We start from the raw sequence: 24,867 nt of genomic DNA on the forward strand, positions 1-24,867 counted from the left end.
CACTATTGAGCGTATTCATCTTATGGGCGGGACGGGTATGCCCCTTCGGTTGCGATGTAGTAGTTTACATTTGGCAACGGGGAAGCTCCGCGCAAGTCAGGCAATGCAAATGTGCTCATTCCATCGCCGCCAAAATTAGTGCCCAGCAGGCTAAATAATGCTGAATTCTGAGCAATGCTCAAGATCTGGCCCTCGCATTTTAGCCAACCTTTAGGAGCAAACATGTACGGGTACACCGTAATTTCCCCAATATAAGGCTCATAACCTGCATGTGCCTGTTTGGGACTGATTGCCGTTCCACCTAACAAAATGACCGCTAACAAACTCAACACAGCGGTTTTCTTCCAAAAATGATTCTTCATACCTACAACTCCTTTTTAGATTCGAATAATGGACCACGAATTCAACAAATTTGTGACATTAGTCATAGAATGAATAGATATTATCATGGATTTCTACATTTGACACTACAGTTCATCTATCAAATTCACCTTTTTATTCCTTTTGTGAGCAAAGAAATTTATTCCATCCCACCTATCGTCCATGCATCTTTTTTCTAATCCAGGTAAATCTATATACAAATCCTATGGAAGTAAAGGAGGAAAGAACGTGTGGCAGGTCATCGGAACTCATATACCCAAATGGAACGTATGGATAGAAGCTGTCTTTTTGTTCATCATACCTTTGATTATTTTTCTGACGGTACGACAAATTAAAGCGATGGATGGTCGAGAGAGCAGACGTATGGAACGATTAAAGCTTCTAGAAGAAGAAGACCGTTCGGAGCAGGCAGATCGCAACCCGTCTGTAAGTGAGGCAGAGAAGGAAAAGGGAACCTTTACCGAAGATTATGAGGCGAATATAGAAAAAGTCAGACAAGCCGTCGCGGATATGGCAGATGTGAACGAACGATCTATTTTCCTGGGAAAACTGAACGCTGTAGGTACACTTTTTTTTGTGGATGGATTAACAGACAAGGTTGGCATGGATCAGAACATTTTAAAGCCACTGATGGATTGGGGCAGTTCAGGACAAGGCGGGGGGGATCTTCCGAGAGGAAAAGAGCTTCGGGATATGTTTATTCGTCAGGTCATGCTGGTATCGGAGACAGAGTATACGTTAGAGGTGCAGTTCTCCTTGCAAAAGGTGCTGTTCGGTTCTGTCATACTTATAATTCAGGGCATACCCGGCGCTTTTGTGCTGGGTACACCCAAAGGGAATACACGAGGGGTGGAGGACCCGATATCGGAATCGGTGCTGCGAGGACCGCGAGTCGGTTTTACCGAGACCCTCAGCGATAATACGGCAATGCTGCGCAGACATGGAGAAAGTACGGAACTGGCCATGTCGTCCTTCAAAGTTGGAAAAAGAGTGGAGAAGCAGTTGATGGTGGTGTATTTCAGAGACATTGCCGACCCGGAGCTTGTGGATGAGGTGAAGCGGCGGGTCCAAACCATTGATATGGATGAGGTATTGGAGTCGGGCTATGTGGAGCAGCTTATTGAGGATAATTTTCTTAGCCCCTTTCTGCAAATTCAAAATACGGAGAGACCGGATCGGGTCATGGCTGCATTGCTGGAGGGACGTGTGGCGATTCTGCTGGACGGTACACCTTTTGCGCTTCTTATGCCTGTAACGTATGGGATGATGCTCCAGTCCCCCGAAGATTATTATGAACGATGGATACCGGGTTCGCTTATACGATTCCTTCGTTTTATGGCAACTTTCATATCGTTGTTCGCCCCGGCGCTCTATATCTCCTTTATCTCGTTTCATCCCGGATTGATTCCAACCAAGCTGGTCATTTCCATTATCAGTGCGAGACAAGGGGTTCCGTTTTCGACGCTGGTTGAGGCCCTGATTATGGAGATTTCTATCGAAATTTTACGTGAGGCGGGACTTCGGCTCCCCAAACCCATCGGTCCAGCGATGGGCATCGTCGGCGGTTTGATTATTGGACAGGCCGCTGTTAACGCCGGGATTGTAAGCCCGATTCTCGTAATTGTGGTGGCCGTTACAGCGATTTCTTCCTTTTCAGCCCCTGTATACAGCGCTGGGATTTCCATGCGTGTCATGCGCTTTGGAGCCATGTTTACGGCGGCCACCTTCGGGTTGTATGGCGTAATCATGTTTTTCCTAATGCTGAGTATTCATATGGTTAAATTACACAGCTTCGGTGTGCCGTTCCTGAGTCTAACGGTCCCCCGTTCGTTGAAGGACTGGAAAGATTACTTCATACGAGCACCGCTGCAATTTATGAAAAATAGACCCATTCTTTTGAAGCATAAAGACCCTAAGCGACAAGGATGAGCTCAACACAGGAGGGAGCAAGATGGCCCGTGGGAAAAAAGCGGATAAAATTACAACGTTGCAGACAACGGCAATTGTGGTTTCCTTTATGCTGGCTGCCGGGTTGCTTACCCTTCCCAGAGTAGCAACTGAAGTTGCAAAAACACCGGATGCGTGGATATCTGTCATTTTAGCAGGGGGGGGCACTTTCCTGCTCGGATGGATTATGATCAAACTAAGTTCAAGGTTTCCAGAAAGTACCTTTTACCAGTATGTTCAGCGGATAACAGGCAAAGTCATTGGCAAAGGGATTGGTATGCTGATTGTTATTTATTTTGTTTGTATAGCCGCATTTGAAATCCGATCTGTGGAGGAAGTAACGTCGTTCTTTCTGCTTGAAGGCACTCCGGCGTGGGCAATTTCAGCACCTTTTATGTGGCTCTCTCTGTACCTATGCATGGGAGGAGTAAGTTCATTAGGGAAAATATGCCAATTAATATTCCCGATTACGACGGCTATCTTTTTGTTGATATGCTTGCTGAGTTTAAATATTTTCGAATTGAATAATTTGCGTCCTGTCTTGTCGGAGGGGGTGATGCCAGTGGTTAGAACGCTCAAGACTACAATCCTGACATTAACGGGGACAGAGTCCTTGCTGATTATTTTTTGTCGGATGGAAAAACCCGAGAAAGCAACCAAGGCAATCGGACTGGCGATCGGGATCGCGGTCGCTTTTTATACAGCAACGCTGATCCTGTGCATTGGCGCTTTTTCGTTCGAAGGAGTCTTGAGCAGAACCTGGCCGTTTTTAGATTTGGCTCGCAGTTTTGAAGTGGAGTACCTGTTATTGGAACGGTTCGAATCCTTATTGTTGACCATTTGGATCATGCAAATTTTTTCCACATTTAGTATTGCTTTTTATTGCGCTTCGCTCGGAGTTTCTCAAATTTTGAATAGCTCTTATTCCAAGACGCTGTTCATTTTGCTTCCGATCATCTACTTCCTATCCCAAATTCCCAAAAATCTGAATGAGTTATTTTCTTTTGGAACGATCCTGGGGAATGGAGCTTTTGTTTTATTCGCTCTGCTTCCACTGCCACTTCTGCTTATTTCTCGCTGGAGGAAGGTGCGGTCATGATGAGGGCACGGTCGGGATTACTCGGAATGACCGCACTCCTAGTATGTTGTACACTTTCAGGTTGTTGGAGCAGCTCGCCGGTGGAGGATCTAAATCTGATGACAGGTATTGCTATGGATGTAGAGGCAGAATCTTCGCAAGAAGAGCAAATTAATCGAAAAGGAGGAGATTATCCAAAAAAAGAGTTAATCACTGGAACCTTCCAATTTGTCATCCCAGAGGAAAGCGGAGGCTCCAATAGCTCCTCCCCGCAAGCTAAAAAATTTTTTAATATTACGGAAACGGGGGATTCCGTTTTTGAAATGCTCAGAGAAATTTCATTGCGGACCAATCGACCTCCCATCGGGCAACATTTGAAAACGATTATTATCAGCTCCAGTCTGCTTCGCAAGATTCCGTTGTATGAGCTGCTGGACTTTTTCTTGGGGGATAATGACATTCGGCCCAGCGTACAGCTACTGATTAGTACAGACAAGGCGGGGAATGCGCTTCAGGAGAAAATTCCTGGTCAGATTCCTGCTTATATATTAAAGGATATATTCCAAAACCGTAAACGGAACGCGCGGTTGATAAAGCCCATGGCTTTGGCTAAAGTGATCGGACCCATGAAGGGTGAAAGAAGCTTTATATTACCTAATGTCATTACGGCGGAGAATGAAATCAAGCTCGCAGGTGCGGGAATCATCAAGGGAAAGACACAAACCTACGGTGGTTATCTGAATGAGTCGGAGGTCGAGGGTCTTATGTGGATCAAAGGCCAATTGGATGGAGGCGTGCTGAAAAGCAGCGATCCGAAAACCGGTAAAAATATAGCATATGAGATCAAAGCGGTGAAAAGCAAGATCAAGGCCATCGTTCAGGGGGATGACATTTCCTTTCAGGTAAAAATGACCTCAGAGGGACGCATTTCGGAGGTGCATATAAAGAATGAAAATTTGCGTAGCAACAATGTGCTTGGACAAGAAGAGAGTCTCTTTCAGGAGAAAGTGAATTCATTAGCTGAACAAACGTTAGCTAAAATGCAAAAGCTAAAGGTTGACGTCGGAGGTTTCGGAGAGGCCTTGAGGATTCAGCATCCTAAAGTTTGGCGTAAGGTCAAAGAGGATTGGGATACCACTTTTAGTACCATTCCTGTACGGTTTAGCACAGATATCCATATTGAAGATTACGGCTCTTCGATTACGACGGCAGACTAGTTTGCACGTACTTATTTTAGAAAAACCTTCAATACCACGAATCTACGTGACGTTGAAGGTTTTTTAGGCTATTCAAACAGGGACAGTGTTTCTTCCAGCCACGTAATATAGCTTTCTTCCCGATTAATGGCACGGCTCAGCACCAGATAATGCCCGAATTGGTTAGAGCCGGGGGATTGAAGATTCTCGTCCAGCTGTTGGAGGGATTTTTTACTTTCGTACAGATACTCCAGCTTTTCTTTACGTTTGGCAATCTGGTCCTCGAACAATCGCTTGTTCTCTTCCTTGGGGATGGCCGCTGAGAAATACAGCATAAGCATAAACTCATCTTTTTCCGTTTCCGGTAACTCCTTGGGGCTTAGCAGCCATTCGGTCAGCTCTTGGGTTCCTTTGGGGGTAATGCAGTACAATTTTTTTTCCAGCTTGGCTCCTGTAATGGAGGTCCGATATTCAATGAGTCCCTCTTCGGTCAGCCTTTTGAGCTCGGGATAAATCTGACTGTGCTTGGCGCTCCAAAATTGTCCGATTTCCTGCTTGAATTGGCTCGTAATATCGTAGCCGCTCATTTCCTCTTTGTGAACCAGGCCCAAAATGGCATATTTTAAAGTGCGTTTCAACGTAGCTCTCCTCGTAAAACGGTATTTGACACTAGTATACCACAGTGCTACAATTTATATGTAGTTAAAAACATGTTTATATTTACATGTTTGAATTGAATATTTATTATCTTTGGTATCCCATTCAATTCATGAAAAATTATAATTTAGGAAAGAAGGATGCAAGATGGACAAGTTTATCGGCAGCCACATGATTTACACCTATGAGAATGGTTGGGAGTATGAAATATATATTAAAAATGAAGATACGATCGATTATCGCATTCATAGTGGTATGGTAGGTGGCCGCTGGGTACGTGATCAGAAGGTCAATCTGGCGAAACTGGTGGAAAACGTGTATAAAGTATCGTGGACCGAACCGACAGGCACTGACGTGTCTCTGAATTTTATGCCTGAAGAAAAACGTATGCACGGCATTATTTTCTTCCCTAAATGGGTTCATGAGCATCCGGAAATCACTGTGCGCTACCAAAACGATTTTATTCCGCTAATGGAAGAATCGCGTGAAAAGTATGAAACGTATCCAAAGTATGTGGTGCCTGAATTTGCAGATATTACATTCATCGAAAATGCGGGTGTGAACAACGAACAATTAATTTCCCAAGCACCTTATGAAGGAATGACAGACGATATTCGTGCAGGTAAACTGCAAGTGTGATCAACTCTGTGCTGAAAGTGTAAAAGCCTGGCCTGTGATAAACAGTCTCAGGCTTTTTTGCATGAACTGGAAAGTAGATTGCTAATGGAGTGGTGGACGATATTTAGAATGAATAGTAGACCAGGCCATGCTCGATGAGATACGAACGACTAATCCGAGGGGGGAGGATGGTCGCTAATGGGGAGAGAATGTGCAGGTTCGCATGGGCAGTCAGATCGGATAAGGCAGATAGAGCCAGCTCTGTTTTATCAGGCCCCCAGTGATCAGCGTGGTGCTGAATATATTGCTCAGCCTCGGTTAAGGACAGACCCTTGAGTGAGGTAAACACGGAAGCCCAGCGGACGAGGTCAAAGGCGCCTTTAATTTCAGGTAACTCATATTCTGCCAGACCTTGAGCGCCGTTACACGACATAGTAAGCAAGCCACAGCAATGGTGTTGATAGGGTTTCGAGTCAGGAAATTGACGATAATCGTATTGAATCATTTCCATGGAACCAATGCGTAATTGGGTCGCTTGGGACGTTGTGGGCTGGGCAAGCGTCATGCTCATGCTAGAATGGCCTCCTTCTCGAGTTCACTGTAAATAGGGATGGAAGAATCATACGTCACAGCGGATGTAATGTAAATCACGAATACAAGTGTAAAATGAGGATATGTAGCGGAAAACGAGCTTTAATGCCAATGGAAACGGATACTTGCATCCATATCTCTTATTATCTTGGGGAACGTCTTTATATCACAAAAAACAACCCCAGATCTCCCGAGGCTGTTTCTACGTGAAATATAGTTCAGCATTTCGCAAAATGCTTGTTTGCTGGTCACACGGGTGTGACGTCTTGAACCGCTTCTTCTTCTTCTTTCCAAATCACGTTCTCGCGATAGTTTGATCCCCAATCGTACATTGCTCTCAGTACCGGAATCAGGCTTTCGCCATGCTCTGTCAGTGAATATTCCACATGCGGAGGGACGACAGGATAGACTTTACGTAGAATGAGTTTATCTTCTTCCAGCTCGCGCAATTGGTTGGTCAGCATTTTTTGCGTAATATGGGGAATCAGCTTCTTCAATTCACCAAACCGCTTGGTGCCTTCCATACCGAGATGCCACAAAATAATCAGCTTCCATTTTCCACCGATGACGGCGAGAGTCAATTCCTTATCACAATTAATCAGCTTCAAATCAATCCGGTCTTTTACAGTAGTGATATTCATCGACCTCCTGTCCGTAGTTATTCCAAGTATACTATTTATAGTTACTATACGCAAAAGGATATACATCCATTTTGGAAACTATGCATACGTATATGGATACAGATCGACTGGACAGTGAAGCATGATGATTACGTAGGACCGGAAAACAGGAACGTAATATTCCTAATATATGCATAATTCCAGAAAACTGCGGCGTTAAGAAGGAATCACGATCGTATTAAAGGACTCTGGCTCCAGTTCCAAACGGTGTGTTGTTTCTCTGATAGACAGGTTCAGTACCCGAGATTCCCTGAAGGGGTTGGCGATGACTAGCACCTTTTGCCCGTCTGTATTTTGAAAAGCGACTGCATCTCCAGTCCATGAGCCGCGAAGTCCGATGCGTTGGGCACCCGGTAATACAAAATGAGAAAAATGCTTCATGACATAATACTCTGGATTCAGGACAGGTTTTCGATCCGTTGGATCAACGGTAATCATCGAATTTTGCTCCCAGCCCCATGTGCTCTTGCCTTTCGGTTCCAAAACCATATTCCAGTAAATATAAGCATTCACACCATTGGTGAAGTAGTGCTGGTACAGATTATATACATATTTGGCGTAGTCCCATGAGTTCTCTCCGTTACCGCATTCATTTTCGGTTTGCATGTAACGAAGCTCAGGATAACTGGCAACGGTGCGCTGAATGGCATTTTTGCCTGCCCACTGGTAGCCTACACCTTTAATATATTTGTAGGCTTCGGGGTCACTTAACACGGTATGGGCATACTCATCGAATCCGGTCGAAGTCTTTTTCATTAATTCCTCCCACGGATCGGGTGCGTTAATGGTGCCCAGCCAAATTTCCGTATCCAGTCCGTGTTCCTCAAAAGCAGGACCCAAATAGTCGCGAATAAATTCACGCAGTTGCTCTCCGGTCCATACACAGGAAGGAAACTTCTGATCGGCAATGACTTCATTTTGAACATGAATCTGATGGATCGTAATCCCTGCCTCCCGGTAAGCCTGAACAAATTTGACAAAGTACAATGCATACGCTTTCAAAATATCCTTTTCCCAGCGCAACGTGCCGTAATTGTAGGCTTTCGGTGATTTCATCCATGTCGGCGGACTCCAGGGTGAAGCGAACAACTTTAAGTCCGGATTGAGTTGTAACGCTTCTCGAATAAAAGGAATGAGATACTGCTGATCGCGCTCGATGGAAAAATGCTTCATCTCCACGTCGCCGTCTGTTTCATTGTGGCTATACCATTCCAGCGCGTAGTCACTCGCTCCAATAGGAAGTCGGCATATCGTGAATTTGTGCTCGCCCTCTGGGTGAAAGAGAGAATGAAGCACCCGATCTCGGTCGTCCTTTTCCAAATGATTCAGGGCCACATAACCTAATTCATTAAAACAGCCACCAAAGCCTTCTACAAGCTGATATGTTTCTCCTGTAAGGATTAGGTTGGCACTCTCTTGGGTATCGGTCAAATGGTGAGCTTGGGATTGCCAAGCTTTAGCTTTGGAAGTGGAAAACCACTGAATGGTTTGATTGCTCATGTGTTACCCTCCTGTCAGGCTTTTTGTATCTCAACTTATTATAGGGTAGGATCTTAGAGGAAGAGATGGTCTGAGCGATGACAAATTTGCCCTAATCCAAGGTTGAATTTGCGGATGGGAAGTTTCAGTAAATAAGAAGTGGTGAGAACACATAAAGTACACATGTTTTTGATATACTGGTGTCCTAGAATGACCGAAAGAGGGAAGTCGATTGAAGAAAAGAGTTCTTCTTGTCGAGGATGAAATACGTATTCGTGAAGTGATTGCGGATTATTTTAAACAAAATAATTGGGAAGTCTATGAAGCAGGCAATGGAAAAGATGCACTTATCTGGTTTGATTCGGTGCAGCCTGACCTGATTATACTCGATATTATGATGCCGGAACTGGATGGTTGGGAGGTATGCCGCCAGGTGCGCAGCCGTTCAGGTGTGCCGATCATTTTGTTGACAGCCAAATCCGGTGATGATGATAAAATATTAGGCTTTGAACTGGGAGCCGATGATTACGTGACCAAACCTTTCAGCCCCAAGGTGCTGATCGCCCGCGCCAACGCGCTGATGAAACGGGTGGAAGGACATGTGCAGCCAGAGTCGCATATCTTGCGGTTCGGTAGTGCCATTCTCAACACGATGGCTCATCGGCTTGAGGTGGATCAGGCAGAAGTCGAACTGACGCCCAAGGAGTATGAGCTGCTGCGGCTACTTATACATAATAAAGGCATCGTTATTTCACGGGATGCGATACTGAACCGAGTGTGGGGCATCGACTTTGAAGGAGATACACGAGTTGTCGATACGCATATCAAAAAGCTGAGAAGTAAGCTGGGCCGTGAATCACGCCATATCCGCACTATTTTTGGTACTGGCTACAGGTTTGAGGAGGAAGAATGAACAAACGGGGAGTTACCTTTAAGTTGTTCATTATGACGGTTGTGTTTTTCCTGTGTTTTTACGGTATGGTGATTTTAAGTCAATTGTTGTTTTTTGAAAATTTTTATCAGAAACAGAAGATTGGGCGTGTGGAAAGTCGTTTGCATAGCTTCGGTCAAAGTTATGTCCAGGAGGCTTGGGGATCGGGCAGGGTTTCGCGTGAGGCAGCTCGTTTTATGCTTCAGAATAAAAACCAGTTGGCGATTGTAACGCTGGACGGCAAAGTAAAGCTGGATGATGCGTTTCATATCAATGTAAGAAAAGCAGATGGTAAAATCGTTAAAATATCGCTGTCTCTGTTTATGAGTGAGTATGGAGATGAGCTGAGAGCTGCCCGGCTTCAGCCTGGCGATACGGTAACGGTTGAAGGTGAGGGATTGGGAACGGAAGGCATATCCTCCGCCAATTTAATTTATCCAACCGGCATACAGAAGCTTGGCTTCAAAAGTATAGGATCAACTTTGGAAGAGGCAAGCACAGGTGGCAGTGTAAGGTTTTCCGGTACGGTGACAGAGATTGTACTGCCGGATCTGAAAACATGGAGTCAGCGACAAGGTTTACTGTTTAGTGCGCTGGAGGAATGGTTTCCTTTATCACAGTCGCATCTGGAGAAGCTTAAGAATTTCGAAGTGTTGGAGGAAGATTGGACGGAACCTTGGACAGGGGTACGCAATGCAGTTATAGTCCATCCTGTTCGTCAGAGCACAGGCGAGATCGACCTCCTGTTCACTGTGACATCGTTGCAGGAAATCAGTGAGACGAATGAGGCTTTGCGCTGGTTTTATCTGTACTTAGGGATCGGAGGATTTGCACTCATTCTAATTTTGTCTCTGTTCTATTCTCGGATGGTGACCCGCCCGCTCATTGCTTTGAATAATACCGCCAAGCGGATGGCTAAGCTCGATTTTACAGCCCATACACCAATCCGGCAGAATGATGAACTGGGCAGCTTGTCCTACAGCATGTATACCCTGTCCCAGAACCTGGACACCGCTTTGCGCGAGCTTCAGGAGGCCAATCAGCAATTAGTGGAGGATATGGAACAGAAGCAGAGGATGGAGGCTGTGCAACAAGACTTTTTTGCCAACGCTTCTCATGAACTGAAAACTCCGCTGAGTATCATTAAAGGCTTCGCAGAAGGATTACAAGATGGGGTTAGCGCCGGGAAGCAGGATCATTATATGAAAGTCATTGTAGAGGAAGCGGACAAAATGGAGCGATTGGTCAAAGATATGCTGGACCTCGCCAAATTGGAATCGGGTACTCTCAAGCTTCGCAAGATGACCTTTATCTTGAGTGAGCTGGTGGAGGAGGTCGTGGACAAGCTATTCCATTTGTTGAAGGAGAAAAAGCTGGAAGTAGTCATTATCCCCGCCAATGAGATGCCGATCCATGCCGATGTAGGATGGATGGAACAGGTGATTATCAACTTTGTTGTCAATGCCATACGACATGCTGAGGAAGGAAGCTCAATCACGATTCGTATCGAAGGTGCTGGGGATATCAGTTTTTTTTCCATTGAAAATAAAGGTGAGACCATTCCTGATGATCAACTGGAGCAGATATGGGATCGCTTTTACCGGGCTGAGCTGTCCCGAAGCCGCCAGACAGGTGGGACAGGGCTCGGGCTGTCGATCGTCAAACGAATTTTGGATTTGCACGAATTCCACTTTAAGGTGGAGAATACCAAGGACGGCGTCCGTTTTGTTGTTATATTCGGAGGCTAAGTTATGGCAAAGGAGTTAAGAGTATGAAATGGAATTGGTTGCCCTCACTATGCACGATTGCAAACCTGGGGGCAGGGGTCTTATCCCTGTATTTCACGATTCATGAGCAATACATGACCGCTTTTATTCTCGTGGTGGTGGCTGCTTTATGGGATGTATTAGACGGTTTGCTGGCAAGGCTGCTGCATTGTTCCAGTGATTTTGGCAAACAGCTCGATTCGCTGGCGGATGTTGTCTCATTTGGGGTTGCCCCTGCTTTTTTGATCTTGTTATACAAGCTGGGAGATACCCATTGGGTAGGACCACTTGTGGCTGTTTTGTTTGTCATATGTGGTGCGGTAAGATTGGCAAGATTCAACCTAATGGCTTTTAGTAAAGGCTTTGTGGGTATGCCGATTACGGCGGCGGGAGTGATCTTGTCCTTTATGTTTTTATGGAGTGAGCATTTGAAGCCGGGGTTGTTGCTTGCGTTAATGGTAGTGCTGTCGTTCCTGATGGTTAGCCGTATTCCCTTCCCGTCCTTCAAAAAATAATCGGTCAGGAGGTGGCGCTCCTATGGAATGGGCCATCAGCATGATTACACAATACGGATATATCGCTATTTTTGCTCTTCTTGCTCTTGGGATTATTGGCCTACCGGTTCCAGATGAAATTATTATGGTGTTTGTCGGCTATTTATCTTCTATTATGGTACTGAATTATTCGGTGTCTATCTTAGTCAGCTTCATCGGTGCAATGACAGGGATGATGATCAGCTACACGCTAGGCAAAAAGCTGGGTCAGCCCTTGGTGGATAAGCACGGCAAGTGGGTTGGATTGACACCGAAGCGATTTGCAAGAGTTAAGGGGTGGTTTGCGCGCTTTGGGTTGTGGACCATTTTGTTTGGTTATTTTATCCCAGGAGTCAGACATGCAACAAGCTATTTGTCAGGGCTTAGTGCGATGCCTGTCCGAAAATATATGCTGGTGGCAAGCGCAGGTTCTCTGATATGGACGCTTATTTTTATCTCCATTGGTTATATTGCAGGGGCGAATATAAACTTTCATTAAGGTGACCCCAAAAGTAATGTAGCATTTTTCACGTATACCACCGATAATATAAATAAAGATGATATTGTACAACCAGTGAGGGGATCTGTATTGAATGCATTAATGAAGTATATTGAGAAGTTACCTGGTTTTCTGCAAATGATCTTAAATATCTCGCTATTTCTGGTCGGGCTGATTTTAAGCTTCTTACTTCTAAAAGAAACATGGTCCATTTTTTCTTATGTTTTTTTGTACACAGAGGCCGACAAAAATTACTATGAATTCACGGAAGAGCTGCTTGTATTTTTCTTGTATTTTGAATTCATAGCATTAATAGTTAAGTACTTTAAAACCAATTTTCATTTTCCATTACGTTATTTCATCTATATTGGGATTACGGCCGTCATCAGGCTCATTATTGTGGACCATGATGATGCTAAAAATACATTCTGGTGGTCCATTGCTATTCTAGTCATGGTAGGTTCTCTATTGATCGCTAACAGTAAATTGTTAAAAAGAGAAAGTTAATGCCGGGAAAGATTGCAAAGGGTGACAGTCAAGTGGGAGAGAGGGAATAAAGACGAATGGTAAGAAACTGGATGAATCATGCGGGCGTCAGGCGGATAGCCGTCCTTGCGATAATCGTTTTGCTGTTGTTTATGTTAAGAAGCATGATGAATATTATGTTGTTAACACTGCTTCTTACGATCTTGATTGGCAGTATATATAACGGAGTGAATAAGCTGGTCAAGCGGTTTGTCAATGTACCGTCAATGGTCGTACTGCTACTGGTGTATGGTCTGCTGATCCTGATTATGGTGTGGGGCGTTTACCGAATGGTGCCGCTAATCATTGTACAGGTCAAGCAGGTGTATCTCATGATTCAGCAAGCGTATATGTATCCTGATCGTAATCAATGGAACGAAACGATTATCGAATTTATGGACACACTGAATGTTCAGCGGCTATTTGAGCCTGGCCTGAGTGCAGTAATGAAGGTCAGTCAATTGGGAACACAGCTTCTGGTGTCAATTATTTTGAGCTTGTTCTTCCTGATGGAAAAATCCTATATTACACGCTTTACAGCTACGTTTGTAGATAGCAAGCTGGGCTGGTTTTTCAAGGAAGTGGGTCATTTTGGCCGTATGTTTCTGGGTACGTTCGGGAAGGTATTGGAGGCTCAACTGCTGATTTCACTTATTAACTGTATATTGACCACGATTGCGCTCTGGATTATGGGCTTCCCTAATCTGCTCGGTCTTGCGCTCATCATTTTCGTACTGGGATTGGTTCCGGTGGCAGGTGTGTTTATCTCACTGGCACCGCTCGGCCTGATCGCTTTCAGTGTCGGTGGCATTCAATATGTAATTTATCTGGTTATATTGATCGTGGTGATTCATGCGATTGAGGCCTATTTCTTAAATCCGAAGCTGATGTCATCCAAAACGAATTTACCGATTTTCTTTACCTTTGTCGTACTTATTTTCTCTGAGCATCTGATTGGAATTTGGGGCTTGATTGTAGGTATTCCGTTGTTTGTTTTCTTCCTTGATCTGATTGGGATAAAACGCAAGCAAGAGAAGGATACTTGATTCAGCAATACAGATTCCGCCCTAGTATAGTGACTATTGATATATCACAAATGCCTGCGAAACCGCAGGCATTTTTTTATTGCCCTTTTGTTCACAGGAAAAATCGCTGACGCTCATCCACTTTTTAATTCTCTTGTTAGCTATAGTACACTGAATATGCAAGATCAGATCAAGTTCGGAGAAATGAGATGATACGGTTGGAACAGAAAATTAAGGTATTGGCTATATCGGGTAGCCTTCGTCATAAGTCCTCCAATACAGCACTTATGAAGGCTACTATGGGGCTGGCTTCTGAAAATATGATGTTCACAGTCTATGATGGGTTGGAAGATCTCCCGCATTTTAACCCTGACTTGGATGTAGATGAGGGGCCAGCTTCCGTAAGAGGGCTACGGGAACAATTGAAACAAGTGGATGGAGTGCTGATCTGTACACCGGAATATGGAAATGGGGTACCGGGTGCTTTGAAAAATGCCTTGGATTGGCTTGTATCTTCAGGTGAATTTGTAAATAAACCAACAGCGGTCATTAGCGCGTCACCGTCTCCTATGGGCGGCCATCTGGCGCATGCCTCGCTGCTGCTCACATTGCAAATGATCAACGCAGAGATTGTGGAGAATGGAAAGGTCATTATTCCGCATATCACATTAAAGCTGAACTCAGAAGGCATCATTACAAACGCTGAAACTAGACAGGAAATGGAGGCATTACTTCAAGGGCTTGAGCAAGCATGCAGAGGACAGGTATAGGAAAATCCAAAGCAGATCCTTCATCATAGAAGGATCTGCTTATTTGAATGGCCACCTACTACATATTCAACGGCAGGAATTCACCAGTTATCTAATATTAGTTGTGTCCAGCAAACGCTCATAGACCTTTAATCGGGCATACACCGTTTCAAGTATCGGATATGACATATTACGATTAGCCAATGCCAGAAGTGTTCCGCTCATGCTGGCAACAAATATATACTTTTGCCAAATTTCACGCTGAATGTCATGGCTGTGTGTAACCGTGAAACCTGCTAGCACTTTTTCAGCTGTAAGAAAAAATCATTTCGGCCACGACCTTTTTGATACCCGCAGCATTACGGGTAAACGTACCTAAAAGCGATACTCATATCGCTACTTCGGAAGCATAAGCTCTAATAAGACGCCGTCAGACGTTTCTTCTTATTGCAGACCCAAGCATTAATGCGGCGCGAGAGCAAGATAATAGCGCATATCCTTATTCTCACAAGTTATCTTAAGATAAAAAGAACTGGTATCTAATTATAGGGAGATGAGGGAACGGAAATGATTAATGTAACGAAACTACTTACCGGTATGAAGGGAGAAGGCGATGATCTTCGTTATACCATTAAGCCGGGCCACAAACCTCATGGCGTTTCCGCGGGCAGAGGGCCTGTCGTCGTATGGAATTCGACACGGGCTTGCAACTTAACCTGTAAACATTGTTATGCGAATGCCTGTCCTGCCCATGATCCCGATGAAATGTCGACGGAGGAAGCTAAGGTATTTATTGATAATCTGGCCGCCTTCCAAGTGCCGGTACTGCTTTTTTCCGGTGGAGAGCCTCTGATCCGCAAAGATATTTATGAGCTGATTTCTTATGCGTCAAGCAAAGGGCTTCGGCCGGTAGTATCGACCAATGGCACATTGATTACCATGGACAGAGCGAAGATGCTAAAAGAAGCAGGGGTTAAATATGTCGGTGTAAGCCTGGATGGGCTGGAAGAGCGCCATGATGAATTTCGCGGGCGAAAAGGAGCCTTTAAGCAGGCGCTTCAGGGTATCCGAAACTGCTTGGTCATCGGCCAGAAGGTAGGGGTCCGGTTCACGATCAGCAGACATACATATGAAGACTTGGATGGTGTCCTTGATTTGATCGAGCGGGAAAATATTCCTCGGGCCTGCTTCTACCATCTCGTCTATTCCGGCCGCGGGAGCGCCCTGCAGCAAGAGGATGTTACCCATGAACAATCCCGGCATGCTCTTGACCGGATTATGGCTAAAACGGTGGACCTGCATGGCAAAGGCAAACCGGTGGAATTGCTCACCGTTGATAACCATGCGGATGGCGTTTACTTATACCAGCGGATGATGGAGCGCGACCCGGAGCGCGCAGCTGAACTGCTTGGCTTGCTTCAGAGAAACGGCGGCAACCGTTCCGGAATAGCCATCGGCTGCGTGGATTGGCACGGCAACGTCTATCCCGATCAGTTCACGAGAGATATCGAAATCGGTAATATCCGCAAGCAGAAATTCAGCGAGATTTGGCGTGATGCCGCTCATCCGCTAATGGTCGGCCTGCGCGACCGTAAACCGCTGCTAAAGGGACGCTGCAGAGAATGCAATTGGCTGGATATCTGTAACGGGAATTTCCGGGCCCGGGCTTCGGTAAGCGGTGATTTCTGGGCGGAGGACCCATCCTGTTATTTAAGTGACCGTGAAATTGGAATCGTATAACACTGGAAAGGAAGGCTGAATACGCATGCTCGTTTCCTGGAATGTGACCAAGAAATGCAATTTATACTGCGAACACTGCTATCGTGACTCGGGGCCGACATCGTCTGTAGAAGACCAGCTAACCACGGAGGAAGGCATCCGGCTCATTGATCAGATCAAGCAGGCTGGATTCAAGCTTCTCATATTCAGCGGCGGCGAGCCCTTGATCCGTGAAGATCTCTGCGAATTGATCGCGTATGCCTCGTCTATCGGCCTTCGTCCCGCACTTGGCAGCAACGGCACGCTTCTGACCGCCGCCAAAGCTGCGGAGCTGAAAAAAGCAGGGCTGGGGGGCATTGCGATCAGCATAGACAGCGCCACGCCTGAGTATCACAACCGGTTCAGGAATGCGCCAGAAGGCTGGCAGCAAGCATTGGAGGGCATTCGTTATGCCCGGGAAGCCGGGCTGAGAGTGCAGATTAACATGACGCTGACCGAGGGAAATATGGATGACTTCGTGCAGGTTGCCCAGCTTGCCGAGGAGCTTCATGTGTCCTCTCTGCACCCGTTCTTTCTCGTCCCGACCGGACGGGCCGTCCATATCGAAGAAGACGGGCTGAAGCGGGAACGGTATTACTCGGTTCTGCGCAGTGTTCTGTCCAAACAGAAGTCAACATCCCTTGAAATCAAACCGACATGCGCTCCCCAGTTCATGCCGCTTGCCAAGAGCATGGGGCTGGAAATGCGGTACACGCGCGGTTGTCTGGCCGGGGTCTCCTATTGTTCTGTGCTGCCGAATGGCGAGGTGCATATTTGTCCGTACCTGCCGGTCAAGGTGGGGAATGTTCGCGAGCAGCCTTTTGATGAAATATGGCGGGATAATCCGGTGTTTCGGGATTTAAGGGACTTCAAGAAATATGAAGGAGAATGCGGCTCCTGCCCCGATGTGGGCATTTGTGGCGGCTGCCGGGCGAGATCGTACTATTACAGCGGCGGCAACTTCATGGCCGAAGAGCCGTGGTGTTACAAAAGATCGGCGGCGCTGTAAGCTGGGGAGGTGGGAATAGTGGACCTGGATTCGAACGACCGGAAGCTGCTGAATCGGCTGCAAATCGGGCTTCCTCTGGTCAGACGCCCTTGGAATGCCATTGCGGAGGAACTGGAATTACGCCAGGAAGATGTGCTTCAAAGGCTTGAAAGGATGAAGAAAGAGGGATTCATCCGGCGGATCGGCGGGGTGTTTAATCCGGCGGGACTGGGATTTAGAGGCTGTTTGTATGCGATGGCAGTCAGGGAGGAGCTTTTTTACCAGACCGCTGCTGTCATCAACAGGTATAGAGGCGTAACCCATAACTACCGCCGGCGCAGCAGGCTCAATATGTGGTTCACGCTGACTTCCCGGACCGAGGAAGAACGGGGGGCTATTCTTGAAACGATCCGTGAAGCGGCGGGAGGGCCGCTGCTATATGAGTTTCCCTCCGAGCAATTATTCAAACTAAAGGTCTTTCTGAATATGGAAGAAACGGCTGATGCATCAGCCATTACACCCAGCCCGAACTTGAATGGAGTCGCAACCTCCAAACAGGAACCATGCAAAATAGAAATAACGGATGTGCAGCTGATCCGCGAACTGCAGGGAGATCTTCCGTTGTCAACTGAACCGTATACCGAGATTGCCAATAAGACAGGTTGCAGCTTGGAAGAGGTGTTTCTGCGCTTGCAGGCACTGCAGGCAGGAGGAGCACTCAAACGAATCGGAGCCGTTCTAAAGCATAGGGAAGCGGGATTTTCAGCAAATGGCCTGTTCATCTGCGTACTTCCTGAGGAGCATATACCTGAGGCAGGAAAAAGGCTGGCCGATTATTCGGAAGTCAGCCACTGCTACAAGCGCCGGACGCACCCCGATTGGCCGTATAATTTATACGCCATGATTCATGGACCCGATGAAGCGTCTGTTCGGAAAGTTGCGGAGCAATTTGTTCGGCGGGAAGACATCAAGGATTACGATATTCTGTTCAGCACGGAAGAATTGAAGAAAACGAGCTTTTCGATCTAAAGCGCTTCTTATATTCACACGGATGCCGTCTCTTCAAGGACAGCGTCCGTTTTTCGTGTTGGCAGGTTAACGCTCTTTGACTATATTGAGTTTAATTCGTAATGCTTACAATTTTACATAGATCGGAAGTATCGAGCGTGCAGTCTGAAAGCATCGGCAAAGGCCCCGCTAATCTTAATGAACTGACCCCTAGATCCTGTGCAATTTGTGGCAGTAATCCAGCAGGCAGGCTTTCTGTAAGAATGCAGATGAATCCCGCCATGGCTAAAGCCAGCAACCCGACCCACGGGAGACGTTTGGAAGACGACACATTTGCACCGCCTTTTCTTATAAGAGCAGTGTTTGAGTTCACGAAAAAAATCTCCTTTATTTATTTTTTGCCGCTTAAAAAAGCTTTCGCTTCCGTATAAGCTTATATAAATAAAACACTTTTTTACATGGATGATTAAAGGGGGATGAAGTGAATTAAGAGGAAAATAGGCGCTACCTTATTGCGCCTAACAGTAGTCATTATTATTTTTCGCGAACCAGCTATCCTGTCCCATATAGAGCCAATCCGAACAGTGTGTGCGACGGTATCCGTAGTGGTTCACCTTTAGCACAGTTCCCCTAAATGTAGCACGGACTTAGTGTATATGTAGCGTATGAAGGTGATATAATAGGGCGCAAATAGGTAGGTTCGTAGAACAAATAACTCGGAACAGAGGAGAGAAGGCTGGTGTTTGAGCAAATTGTAGCATATGGTTTGAGCCAAAAAGAGGCCGTTAAGGATTACCCGTTTGGTGCTGATCCCCTGGTACTCAAAGTAGGGGGCAAGATGTTTGCTCTCCTGACTGAAAAGGATGGTATTAGCCATGTATCCTTGAAATGTGATCCAGTCATTGCGGTAAATTTGCGTGAACAAAACAAGGCGATTAAGCCAGGCTATCATTTAAATAAAAAGCATTGGAATACGATTGAGGTTGATGCTACCTTCCCACTGGAGGATTTGTACAGCATGATCGACCATTCGTATGAGCTGGTCTTCAAGAGCTTAACCAAAGCGCAACGTGAAGCGATTACGATGAGAATACGGGCAACGGATCTGTAAAGGGCTGAGTGAAGCCCTTTTTTTGTATCCAAAAATACTTATAGTTTTACTTGACAGAAATCACAAATAGATATATTCTTAATTTAAAGATAATTCATTTGAAAATAATATCAAGGAGTGGAACTTAACATGAGCGAACTGGTGAATATTATTCAAGAGAGAAGATCAGCTTCTAAATTTATTCCTGATGTTACTATAGATGCAAAAGAACTAGAAGAAATATTTCAGTTGGTGAAGTTTGCTCCATCGGCTTTTAATTTACAGCATGCGCGTTATATCGTAGTGCAGGATGCGGATACCAAACAAAGACTGCATGATGAGGCAAGTAAGCAGTATAAAATATTAACGGCTTCGGCGACCATTGTAGTGTTGGGGGATACAGAAGCTTATACCAAGGTAGCTGACCTCAACGAAGGATTCCTGAATTTAGGTGTCCTGAGCAAGCAGGAATATGATAGTACAGTGGAATCGGTAACTCAGTTTTATCGCGAGCGGGGACCTGTCTTCCAGAGAGAAGAAGCGATCCGTAATGCCAGCCTGTCGGCTATGCAATTTATGCTGATTGCCAAGGACAAAGGCTGGGATACATGCCCGATGATCGGTTTTGATCCGGCGAAGGTGCAGGAAGTACTGAATATTCCAGAGCAATTTGTACCGGTGATGATGATTACCTTGGGTAAAGAGGACGAATCGGGTCAGCGGGCACGGGGATACCGCAAGCCGGTTGGACAATTTGTCAGCTACAATGGATTTTGAAATTTGTAAATCATTTGTGTAAATAAATCAACATGTTAATGAAGGAGTGATAAAGATGTCATTGAAAACCGCTGGAATTCACCATATCACGTCCTTTGCAGGCGACCCGCAGGGCAACGTTGATTTTTACGCAGGCGTACTTGGTCTGCGATTGATTAAAAAGACGATCAACTTTGATGCTCCAGAAGTATACCATTTGTACTTTGGTAATGAAGAGGGCAGCCCGGGAACAATCATTACTTTTTTTCCAGCTCCGGGTACACGCAAGGGTAAGATTGGAGGCGGACAGGTTGGGATTACGACGTATGTCGTGCCATCCGGTGCTTTGGAATACTGGGAAAACCGTCTGCACAGCTTGAAGGTATCTTTCACGAAGGCTAATCGTTTTGGCGAGTCATTCATCCAGTTCCGAGACAACGAGGGCTTACATCTGGAGTTGGTGGAGCGGGAAGGTGGCCCGTTGAACACGTGGACAGCCGGGGGTGTGCCTACGGATAAAGCGATCAAGGGCTTTGGCGGGGCGGTACTGTACAGTGCGGATTCCAAACATACGCAAGGGGTGTTGGAGAACGTCCTGGGGATGACTCTCATCGGAGAAGACGCAAATGCAGGCTACATCCGCTATCAGACGACAGGTGATCTGGGCAACCTGATCGATATTCCGGTCAAAGATGTCCCGTGGGGGAATGGCGGTGCCGGTACGGTTCACCATATTGCCTGGCGCGCGCAGGATGATACGGAGCATCAAGCGTGGAACGAATGGGTTCACCAGCAGGGTTTTGGGACTATTGGCATTGTAGATCGCCAATACTTCAATGCCGTATACTTCCGCGAGCAAGGCGGTATTCTATTCGAGATCGCAACCGATCCGCCCGGATTTACGGTGGATGAGGAATTGAATGAGTTGGGGCACAAGCTGATGCTGCCTGAATGGTATGAGCCTCAGCGCACCCAGATTGAGTCTAACCTGGTTCCCATTGAACCTAGAGTATTAAAACAGGATTAATCTGCTCGATCCAAACAATCATATTAGAAGCAAAAAGGTCCAATACGGGAAGATTTCTACCGTGATTGGACCTTTTTGTGCATGTGGAATTAGCTAGATCATGAGCAGTTCGCGAATCTCCAGCTCGGTCAGTGCCGAAAGGGTTTCTTGCCCCGGCTGAATGACCTGGTCGATCATGTTTTTCTTTTTTTGTTGCAGTTCATACATTTTATCCTCTACTGTGCCTTGGGCGACGAGACGAATAACCTGCACGACTTTTTTCTGGCCCATTCGGTGTGCACGGTTGGTAGCCTGCTCCTCTACAGCGGGATTCCACCATAGATCATACAGTATGACTGTATCTGCGCCGGTGAGGTTCAGGCCAGTACCTCCTGCCTTTAGGGAAATCAGGAACAGCTCGCGTTCTCCTTCGTTGAAGCGATCGCACAGTTCGACTCGTTCCAGAGCGGGAGTCTGCCCATCCAGGTAAAAGTAGGACACTCCTTCTCGAGCAAGCTCGCGTCCGATCATTTGAAGCATCGTGGTGAACTGTGAAAAAATGAGCATCCGTTTCCCGGAGCTGAGACATTCCGTAATGATCTCCAACAGCTGTTCAAATTTGGCGGAGCTTCCCGTATATCCTTCGATGAACAAGCCAGGATGACAGCAGAGCTGACGAAGCCGGGTTAGACCTGCGAGAATTTTGATCCGATTTTTCTGAAATCCTTCCTCGTTGAGATGCTTTAACGTTTCATGCTGGAGCTTGGCCAGATAGGCCGTATACAGCTTTTTCTGATCTGGCAGAAGCCGGGATACCTGCACGGATTCGATTTTTTCCGGCAGCTCCTTGAGGACATCACTCTTGAGACGGCGCAGCAAAAAAGGACGAACCCGCTTGGCAATCACATTTCGAGGCAGGTTGTGAAACGCTCTTTTCCCGCCGGGAAATAACGCAGGAAATACAACGTCAAAGATGGACCACAGCTCTTCCAACGTATTTTCTACTGGCGTTCCTGTCAGGGCAAAACGGTAACGAGCTTTTACATCCTTAACAGCCTGTGCCGTCTGGGTGGCATGATTTTTGAAAGCCTGTGCCTCGTCCAGAATGAGCGTATGAAACGATGGCTTGCTGTACACATCTGCATCGCGTCGTAGCAGCGGGTAGGACGTAATGACGACGTCATAACTGGCGGCATCCCGTATGATCCGGCCGCGTTCTTCCGGGCTGCCATCTGCGATAGTAACGCGGATATGTGGAGCAAACTTCTCCAGCTCATTCCGCCAGTTGTACACCAGTGATGCAGGGGACACGATCATGGCTGGAAGCTGCTGGTTGCGGATTTCCGGCAATACTGAGACAAGGAAGGCGATACTTTGCAGCGTTTTACCCAGCCCCATATCATCTGCCAAAATGCCCCCAAAACGGTAATGCGCCAATGTCTTAAGCCATTGAAAGCCGTAAACCTGATAATCTCTTAAGATTGGGGCAAGCATGTCTGGAACTGGAAAGTCGAGATGGTCTGGGTTGCGTATATTTTCCAGTAGCTGGCGAAAGGTTTTACCCAAAGTCAGGTTTTTCCCATGATCGTGAGGATCAATTAAGTACAGTCCTTGCGTGACGGGAACACGAATTTGGGCTGCATCCAGATCACTTTTGCGGATACCTGTTTCATTCATGAACCGAATCAATTCCTTGTATTCCTCTGTTTCCAGCGGCAGCAAGGCACCATTCGGCAGACGGTGATATTTCTGTTTTTCCTCTAACGATTTGAGCAGTTTGCGAATTTCCGGTTCCGGTATGCCCTCCATATCAAATTTAAATTCAAGCCAATCTGTACGTTCATCCCACTCCGCGCGTATCCTTGGGGTAGGCAGAGTATTGTTTATTTTTGCTTTGACTGCACCTGTAGCATAGACGTCCAGCAGCTTTTCCAGTTGCGGAACCGTATGGTACAAAAAATCATACTCTGCATCTTCATCTTCCATAAAATATCCGCTGTCTGTTCTGGCAAAGGAGCTATGCTCCATCAGCTCCAAAATCCGTTGCTCCTGTTCTCCATCACGTATCAGAATTCGGTCGTTACCAGGCGTTCGTGCATCTGTTTCCAGCGGGTTGATGATGATATCCCCATATTGGAACTCCAGCCCTGCCAGCAGCTTGTCTCTTACTCGGTCCAGATACAGCTTGGCCTTCAATGGCTGCTGTGTGACCCGATCTGAGACGGAACGTGTTATATGAACACGTCCGAGCTTCATTAACCCGGGTACAACCTTGTCCATAAAAGATTCCATCTGCTCTGGCGCGATCTGAACTTTTCGCCTGTGATGTACTTCTACCATCCGTTTTAGCTCGGACAAACGCCGTAAGGGGTCGGCTTTCTGTTTGACAAGCTTGCCATCGGCAATGACGACACCATAGTCTTCCATGATGGTCAAGTCATCCAATCCTTGTATGCTTAGCTGGTAGCCTTCGGTTTCGGCCTCAGCCTCATCAAATTCAAATTGCAGCGGAAGCATCAGGTCGGACTGGGGAATACCCTCGTTCATGTTTCCGTGAATTTCAAAGTAGACGCCCTGTGCTGCTGTCAGCAAGGGGAGCAGCTTTTCCCAAGCCGCAGGCGGGATGAGGAGCATTCGCTCGCCGCTCATATGACTACTGGAAGATGAATACGTGCCTGAGGTTTCCCGAATCATACGCTCATGGTGGCACACCTGGGATAATTGCTGGAGAATAGCGTCATGTTCAGGTCGGAAGCGGTACAGCTCAGGCTCGTATGAGAAGCTTTTCGTGAACATGTAGCTATCCCCACGGTCGATACTCTGCAGAAACGGACGGATTTTCTGGACGATATATAATCGTTTGGGACCGGCCTTCATTTCCACACCAAACATATATTTTTGGTAACCGTAGGCAAAAGGTCGGATCACGAACTGAAAATCCAAGACCGCGCGAGTATCCAGTAGGGTTGGTGTGCTGCGAAGCGGTCGCTTGCGGCCAAATAGCTTTAACATGCTGTCGGTTAGCTGGAGATCGCCTTGTGTGATGTCAGAGGATCGTGCTGTTCTAGCAGTGTGATCATATGAAGCATCTGTAGATGTGTACATCCCGTCTGAATCCATGCTTCCTGCTGTATCTGGGGCAGTACCGGGATGAAGTCTGGAGGCATAGGAGCGCACAGACAGACTCTTTCCACGGCGTATATCATGGGCGTTAAGGAGAACAGCTGCGATATGTTTACAATATCGACCGGTGTTCTGAAATGTGCTACAGGTGCATTCTGCTCGGATACTTCCATTGGATCGGATCATCGCCGCAACAGCATAAAAGCTGCTTCCTTTGACCGTAGCTTCGTATACCCCTTCATCATGATCTATTTGTGTAAAGGCCACTCTTTTGGCCCGGTAATAGGCATCCCCGTCGTCATAAGCGGCTTGACTGCATAGTTGTCTGATGGCTCGTCGGGTAAGTTCAAAACTCATGGTTCGTAATCCTTTCCTGGGTTATTCCGTTTTCTTACATGATAACAGAACAGACAGGAGGATGGACATGTGGGGAATGTAATTGAAAAATATGGATGATATTATACGAGAAATAAAACTTATCAG

General features: G+C 46.3%; 23 protein-coding genes and 1 pseudogene. 17 read left to right on the forward strand and 7 right to left on the reverse strand.

Annotated features, from left to right (window positions below; all coding sequences use genetic code 11):
• Nucleotides 1–20 precede the first annotated feature (20 nt).
• Nucleotides 21–362, reverse strand: coding sequence for a phage tail protein (locus MKY98_RS03445; protein WP_029515877.1), 342 nt, complete (start codon nucleotides 360–362; stop codon nucleotides 21–23).
• A 247-nt stretch (nucleotides 363–609) separates the two neighbouring features.
• Here MKY98_RS03445 and MKY98_RS03450 point away from each other — a divergent pair, with 247 nt between their 5' ends.
• From MKY98_RS03450 to MKY98_RS03460, 3 genes are read left to right on the forward strand one after another with little or no spacing between them, the layout of a single operon-like run.
• The gene (locus MKY98_RS03450; protein ID WP_069010936.1) at nucleotides 610–2,310 is read left to right on the forward strand and encodes a spore germination protein; all 1,701 of its coding nucleotides are present in this window, start codon (nucleotides 610–612) and stop codon (nucleotides 2,308–2,310) included.
• A gap of 22 nt (nucleotides 2,311–2,332) precedes the next feature.
• Nucleotides 2,333–3,427, forward strand: a complete 1,095-nt coding sequence (locus tag MKY98_RS03455) for a GerAB/ArcD/ProY family transporter (protein WP_029515875.1) — start codon at nucleotides 2,333–2,335, stop codon at nucleotides 3,425–3,427.
• A complete protein-coding gene (locus MKY98_RS03460; protein WP_029515874.1) occupies nucleotides 3,424–4,623 on the forward strand; it encodes a Ger(x)C family spore germination protein in 1,200 nt (399 codons plus the stop codon). Before MKY98_RS03455 ends, MKY98_RS03460 begins: the two co-directional genes overlap by 4 nt.
• A 68-nt stretch (nucleotides 4,624–4,691) precedes the next feature.
• Here the strand turns inward: MKY98_RS03460 and MKY98_RS03465 are convergent, their stop codons facing one another.
• The gene (locus MKY98_RS03465) at nucleotides 4,692–5,240 is read right to left on the reverse strand and encodes a PadR family transcriptional regulator (protein ID WP_069010937.1); all 549 of its coding nucleotides are present in this window, start codon (nucleotides 5,238–5,240) and stop codon (nucleotides 4,692–4,694) included.
• Nucleotides 5,241–5,406: 166 nt separating this feature from the next.
• Between MKY98_RS03465 and MKY98_RS03470 the strand changes: the two genes are divergently transcribed.
• A complete protein-coding gene (locus MKY98_RS03470) occupies nucleotides 5,407–5,898 on the forward strand; it encodes a phenolic acid decarboxylase (protein WP_029515872.1) in 492 nt (163 codons plus the stop codon).
• 103 nt (nucleotides 5,899–6,001) lie between these two features.
• On the opposite strand, the gene MKY98_RS03475 is transcribed toward MKY98_RS03470, so the two are convergent.
• The 3 genes from MKY98_RS03475 to MKY98_RS03485 form a co-directional block, all read right to left on the reverse strand.
• Complete coding sequence (locus MKY98_RS03475; protein ID WP_029515871.1) at nucleotides 6,002–6,448, reverse strand: hypothetical protein; 447 nt, start codon at nucleotides 6,446–6,448, stop codon at nucleotides 6,002–6,004.
• Nucleotides 6,449–6,716: 268 nt separating this feature from the next.
• A complete protein-coding gene (locus MKY98_RS03480; RefSeq protein ID WP_069010938.1) occupies nucleotides 6,717–7,109 on the reverse strand; it encodes a winged helix-turn-helix transcriptional regulator in 393 nt (130 codons plus the stop codon).
• Between the two features lie 195 nt (nucleotides 7,110–7,304).
• On the reverse strand, nucleotides 7,305–8,648 hold the full coding sequence (locus MKY98_RS03485; RefSeq protein ID WP_069010939.1) for a glycoside hydrolase family 30 protein: 1,344 nt from the start codon (nucleotides 8,646–8,648) through the stop codon (nucleotides 7,305–7,307).
• A 211-nt stretch (nucleotides 8,649–8,859) separates the two neighbouring features.
• Here MKY98_RS03485 and MKY98_RS03490 point away from each other — a divergent pair, with 211 nt between their 5' ends.
• The 10 genes from MKY98_RS03490 (at nucleotide 8,860) to ahbB (ending at nucleotide 18,430) form a co-directional block, all read left to right on the forward strand.
• The gene (locus MKY98_RS03490; RefSeq protein ID WP_029515868.1) at nucleotides 8,860–9,540 is read left to right on the forward strand and encodes a response regulator transcription factor; all 681 of its coding nucleotides are present in this window, start codon (nucleotides 8,860–8,862) and stop codon (nucleotides 9,538–9,540) included.
• A complete protein-coding gene (locus MKY98_RS03495; protein WP_069010940.1) occupies nucleotides 9,537–11,306 on the forward strand; it encodes a sensor histidine kinase in 1,770 nt (589 codons plus the stop codon). Before MKY98_RS03490 ends, MKY98_RS03495 begins: the two co-directional genes overlap by 4 nt.
• 23 nt (nucleotides 11,307–11,329) lie before the next feature.
• A complete protein-coding gene (pssA, locus tag MKY98_RS03500) occupies nucleotides 11,330–11,839 on the forward strand; it encodes a CDP-diacylglycerol--serine O-phosphatidyltransferase (RefSeq protein ID WP_029515866.1) in 510 nt (169 codons plus the stop codon).
• A gap of 22 nt (nucleotides 11,840–11,861) precedes the next feature.
• Nucleotides 11,862–12,356: a DedA family protein gene (locus MKY98_RS03505; protein ID WP_029515865.1), complete on the forward strand. Its 495-nt coding sequence runs from the start codon at nucleotides 11,862–11,864 to the stop codon at nucleotides 12,354–12,356.
• Between the two features lie 90 nt (nucleotides 12,357–12,446).
• Nucleotides 12,447–12,863, forward strand: a complete 417-nt coding sequence (psiE, locus tag MKY98_RS03510; RefSeq protein ID WP_029515864.1) for a phosphate-starvation-inducible protein PsiE — start codon at nucleotides 12,447–12,449, stop codon at nucleotides 12,861–12,863.
• 56 nt (nucleotides 12,864–12,919) lie between these two features.
• Nucleotides 12,920–13,927: an AI-2E family transporter gene (locus MKY98_RS03515; protein WP_029515863.1), complete on the forward strand. Its 1,008-nt coding sequence runs from the start codon at nucleotides 12,920–12,922 to the stop codon at nucleotides 13,925–13,927.
• 188 nt (nucleotides 13,928–14,115) lie between these two features.
• Nucleotides 14,116–14,676: an NADPH-dependent FMN reductase gene (locus MKY98_RS03520; RefSeq protein ID WP_069010941.1), complete on the forward strand. Its 561-nt coding sequence runs from the start codon at nucleotides 14,116–14,118 to the stop codon at nucleotides 14,674–14,676.
• Nucleotides 14,677–15,222: 546 nt separating this feature from the next.
• Nucleotides 15,223–16,395: a radical SAM/SPASM domain-containing protein gene (locus MKY98_RS03525; protein ID WP_029515861.1), complete on the forward strand. Its 1,173-nt coding sequence runs from the start codon at nucleotides 15,223–15,225 to the stop codon at nucleotides 16,393–16,395.
• A 25-nt stretch (nucleotides 16,396–16,420) separates the two neighbouring features.
• Nucleotides 16,421–17,422 (forward strand): radical SAM/SPASM domain-containing protein, encoded by a 1,002-nt coding sequence (locus MKY98_RS03530; protein ID WP_029515860.1) that lies wholly within the window; start codon nucleotides 16,421–16,423, stop codon nucleotides 17,420–17,422.
• Nucleotides 17,423–17,440: 18 nt separating this feature from the next.
• The gene (gene ahbB / locus MKY98_RS03535) at nucleotides 17,441–18,430 is read left to right on the forward strand and encodes a siroheme decarboxylase subunit beta (RefSeq protein WP_176715701.1); all 990 of its coding nucleotides are present in this window, start codon (nucleotides 17,441–17,443) and stop codon (nucleotides 18,428–18,430) included.
• 148 nt (nucleotides 18,431–18,578) lie between these two features.
• Here ahbB and MKY98_RS03540 read toward each other — a convergent pair.
• Nucleotides 18,579–18,782 (reverse strand): annotated as a pseudogene (locus MKY98_RS03540) (MFS transporter); the annotation flags it as partial.
• A 366-nt stretch (nucleotides 18,783–19,148) separates the two neighbouring features.
• Between MKY98_RS03540 and MKY98_RS03545 the strand changes: the two are divergent.
• The 3 genes from MKY98_RS03545 to MKY98_RS03555 all read left to right on the forward strand — a co-directional run bounded on the left by MKY98_RS03545 (nucleotide 19,149) and on the right by MKY98_RS03555 (nucleotide 21,282).
• Entirely contained in the window at nucleotides 19,149–19,520 is a 372-nt protein-coding gene (locus tag MKY98_RS03545; RefSeq protein ID WP_029515857.1) for an MmcQ/YjbR family DNA-binding protein, read from the forward strand.
• Between the two features lie 129 nt (nucleotides 19,521–19,649).
• The gene (locus MKY98_RS03550; RefSeq protein ID WP_029515856.1) at nucleotides 19,650–20,276 is read left to right on the forward strand and encodes a nitroreductase family protein; all 627 of its coding nucleotides are present in this window, start codon (nucleotides 19,650–19,652) and stop codon (nucleotides 20,274–20,276) included.
• Between the two features lie 55 nt (nucleotides 20,277–20,331).
• Nucleotides 20,332–21,282 (forward strand): ring-cleaving dioxygenase, encoded by a 951-nt coding sequence (locus MKY98_RS03555; protein WP_069010943.1) that lies wholly within the window; start codon nucleotides 20,332–20,334, stop codon nucleotides 21,280–21,282.
• Between the two features lie 93 nt (nucleotides 21,283–21,375).
• On the opposite strand, the gene MKY98_RS03560 is transcribed toward MKY98_RS03555, so the two are convergent.
• Nucleotides 21,376–24,741 carry a DEAD/DEAH box helicase gene (locus MKY98_RS03560; protein WP_069010944.1) on the reverse strand — a complete coding sequence of 1,122 codons (3,366 nt, stop codon included), beginning with the start codon at nucleotides 24,739–24,741 and terminating at the stop codon, nucleotides 21,376–21,378.
• Between the last annotated feature and the right edge of the window lie 126 nt (nucleotides 24,742–24,867).

The organism is Paenibacillus sp. FSL M8-0228, assembly GCF_038007385.1.
Classification (GTDB): domain Bacteria; phylum Bacillota; class Bacilli; order Paenibacillales; family Paenibacillaceae; genus Paenibacillus; species Paenibacillus polymyxa_D.

Excerpts from the sequence above, each read along its gene's own strand:
- MKY98_RS03445 (WP_029515877.1), bottom strand. The coding sequence starts at position 362 with ATGAAGAATCATTTTTGGAAGAAAACCGCTGTGTTGAGTTTGTTAGCG.
- MKY98_RS03455 (WP_029515875.1), top strand. The coding sequence starts at position 2,333 with ATGGCCCGTGGGAAAAAAGCGGATAAAATTACAACGTTGCAGACAACG.
- MKY98_RS03460 (WP_029515874.1), top strand. The coding sequence starts at position 3,424 with ATGATGAGGGCACGGTCGGGATTACTCGGAATGACCGCACTCCTAGTA.
- MKY98_RS03470 (WP_029515872.1), top strand. The coding sequence starts at position 5,407 with ATGGACAAGTTTATCGGCAGCCACATGATTTACACCTATGAGAATGGT.
- MKY98_RS03475 (WP_029515871.1), bottom strand. The coding sequence starts at position 6,448 with ATGAGCATGACGCTTGCCCAGCCCACAACGTCCCAAGCGACCCAATTA.
- MKY98_RS03480 (WP_069010938.1), bottom strand. The coding sequence starts at position 7,109 with ATGAATATCACTACTGTAAAAGACCGGATTGATTTGAAGCTGATTAAT.
- MKY98_RS03485 (WP_069010939.1), bottom strand. The coding sequence starts at position 8,648 with ATGAGCAATCAAACCATTCAGTGGTTTTCCACTTCCAAAGCTAAAGCT.
- MKY98_RS03495 (WP_069010940.1), top strand. The coding sequence starts at position 9,537 with ATGAACAAACGGGGAGTTACCTTTAAGTTGTTCATTATGACGGTTGTG.
- pssA (WP_029515866.1), top strand. The coding sequence starts at position 11,330 with ATGAAATGGAATTGGTTGCCCTCACTATGCACGATTGCAAACCTGGGG.
- MKY98_RS03505 (WP_029515865.1), top strand. The coding sequence starts at position 11,862 with ATGGAATGGGCCATCAGCATGATTACACAATACGGATATATCGCTATT.
- MKY98_RS03515 (WP_029515863.1), top strand. The coding sequence starts at position 12,920 with ATGGTAAGAAACTGGATGAATCATGCGGGCGTCAGGCGGATAGCCGTC.
- MKY98_RS03520 (WP_069010941.1), top strand. The coding sequence starts at position 14,116 with ATGATACGGTTGGAACAGAAAATTAAGGTATTGGCTATATCGGGTAGC.
- MKY98_RS03525 (WP_029515861.1), top strand. The coding sequence starts at position 15,223 with ATGATTAATGTAACGAAACTACTTACCGGTATGAAGGGAGAAGGCGAT.
- MKY98_RS03530 (WP_029515860.1), top strand. The coding sequence starts at position 16,421 with ATGCTCGTTTCCTGGAATGTGACCAAGAAATGCAATTTATACTGCGAA.
- MKY98_RS03550 (WP_029515856.1), top strand. The coding sequence starts at position 19,650 with ATGAGCGAACTGGTGAATATTATTCAAGAGAGAAGATCAGCTTCTAAA.
- MKY98_RS03555 (WP_069010943.1), top strand. The coding sequence starts at position 20,332 with ATGTCATTGAAAACCGCTGGAATTCACCATATCACGTCCTTTGCAGGC.
- MKY98_RS03560 (WP_069010944.1), bottom strand. The coding sequence starts at position 24,741 with ATGAGTTTTGAACTTACCCGACGAGCCATCAGACAACTATGCAGTCAA.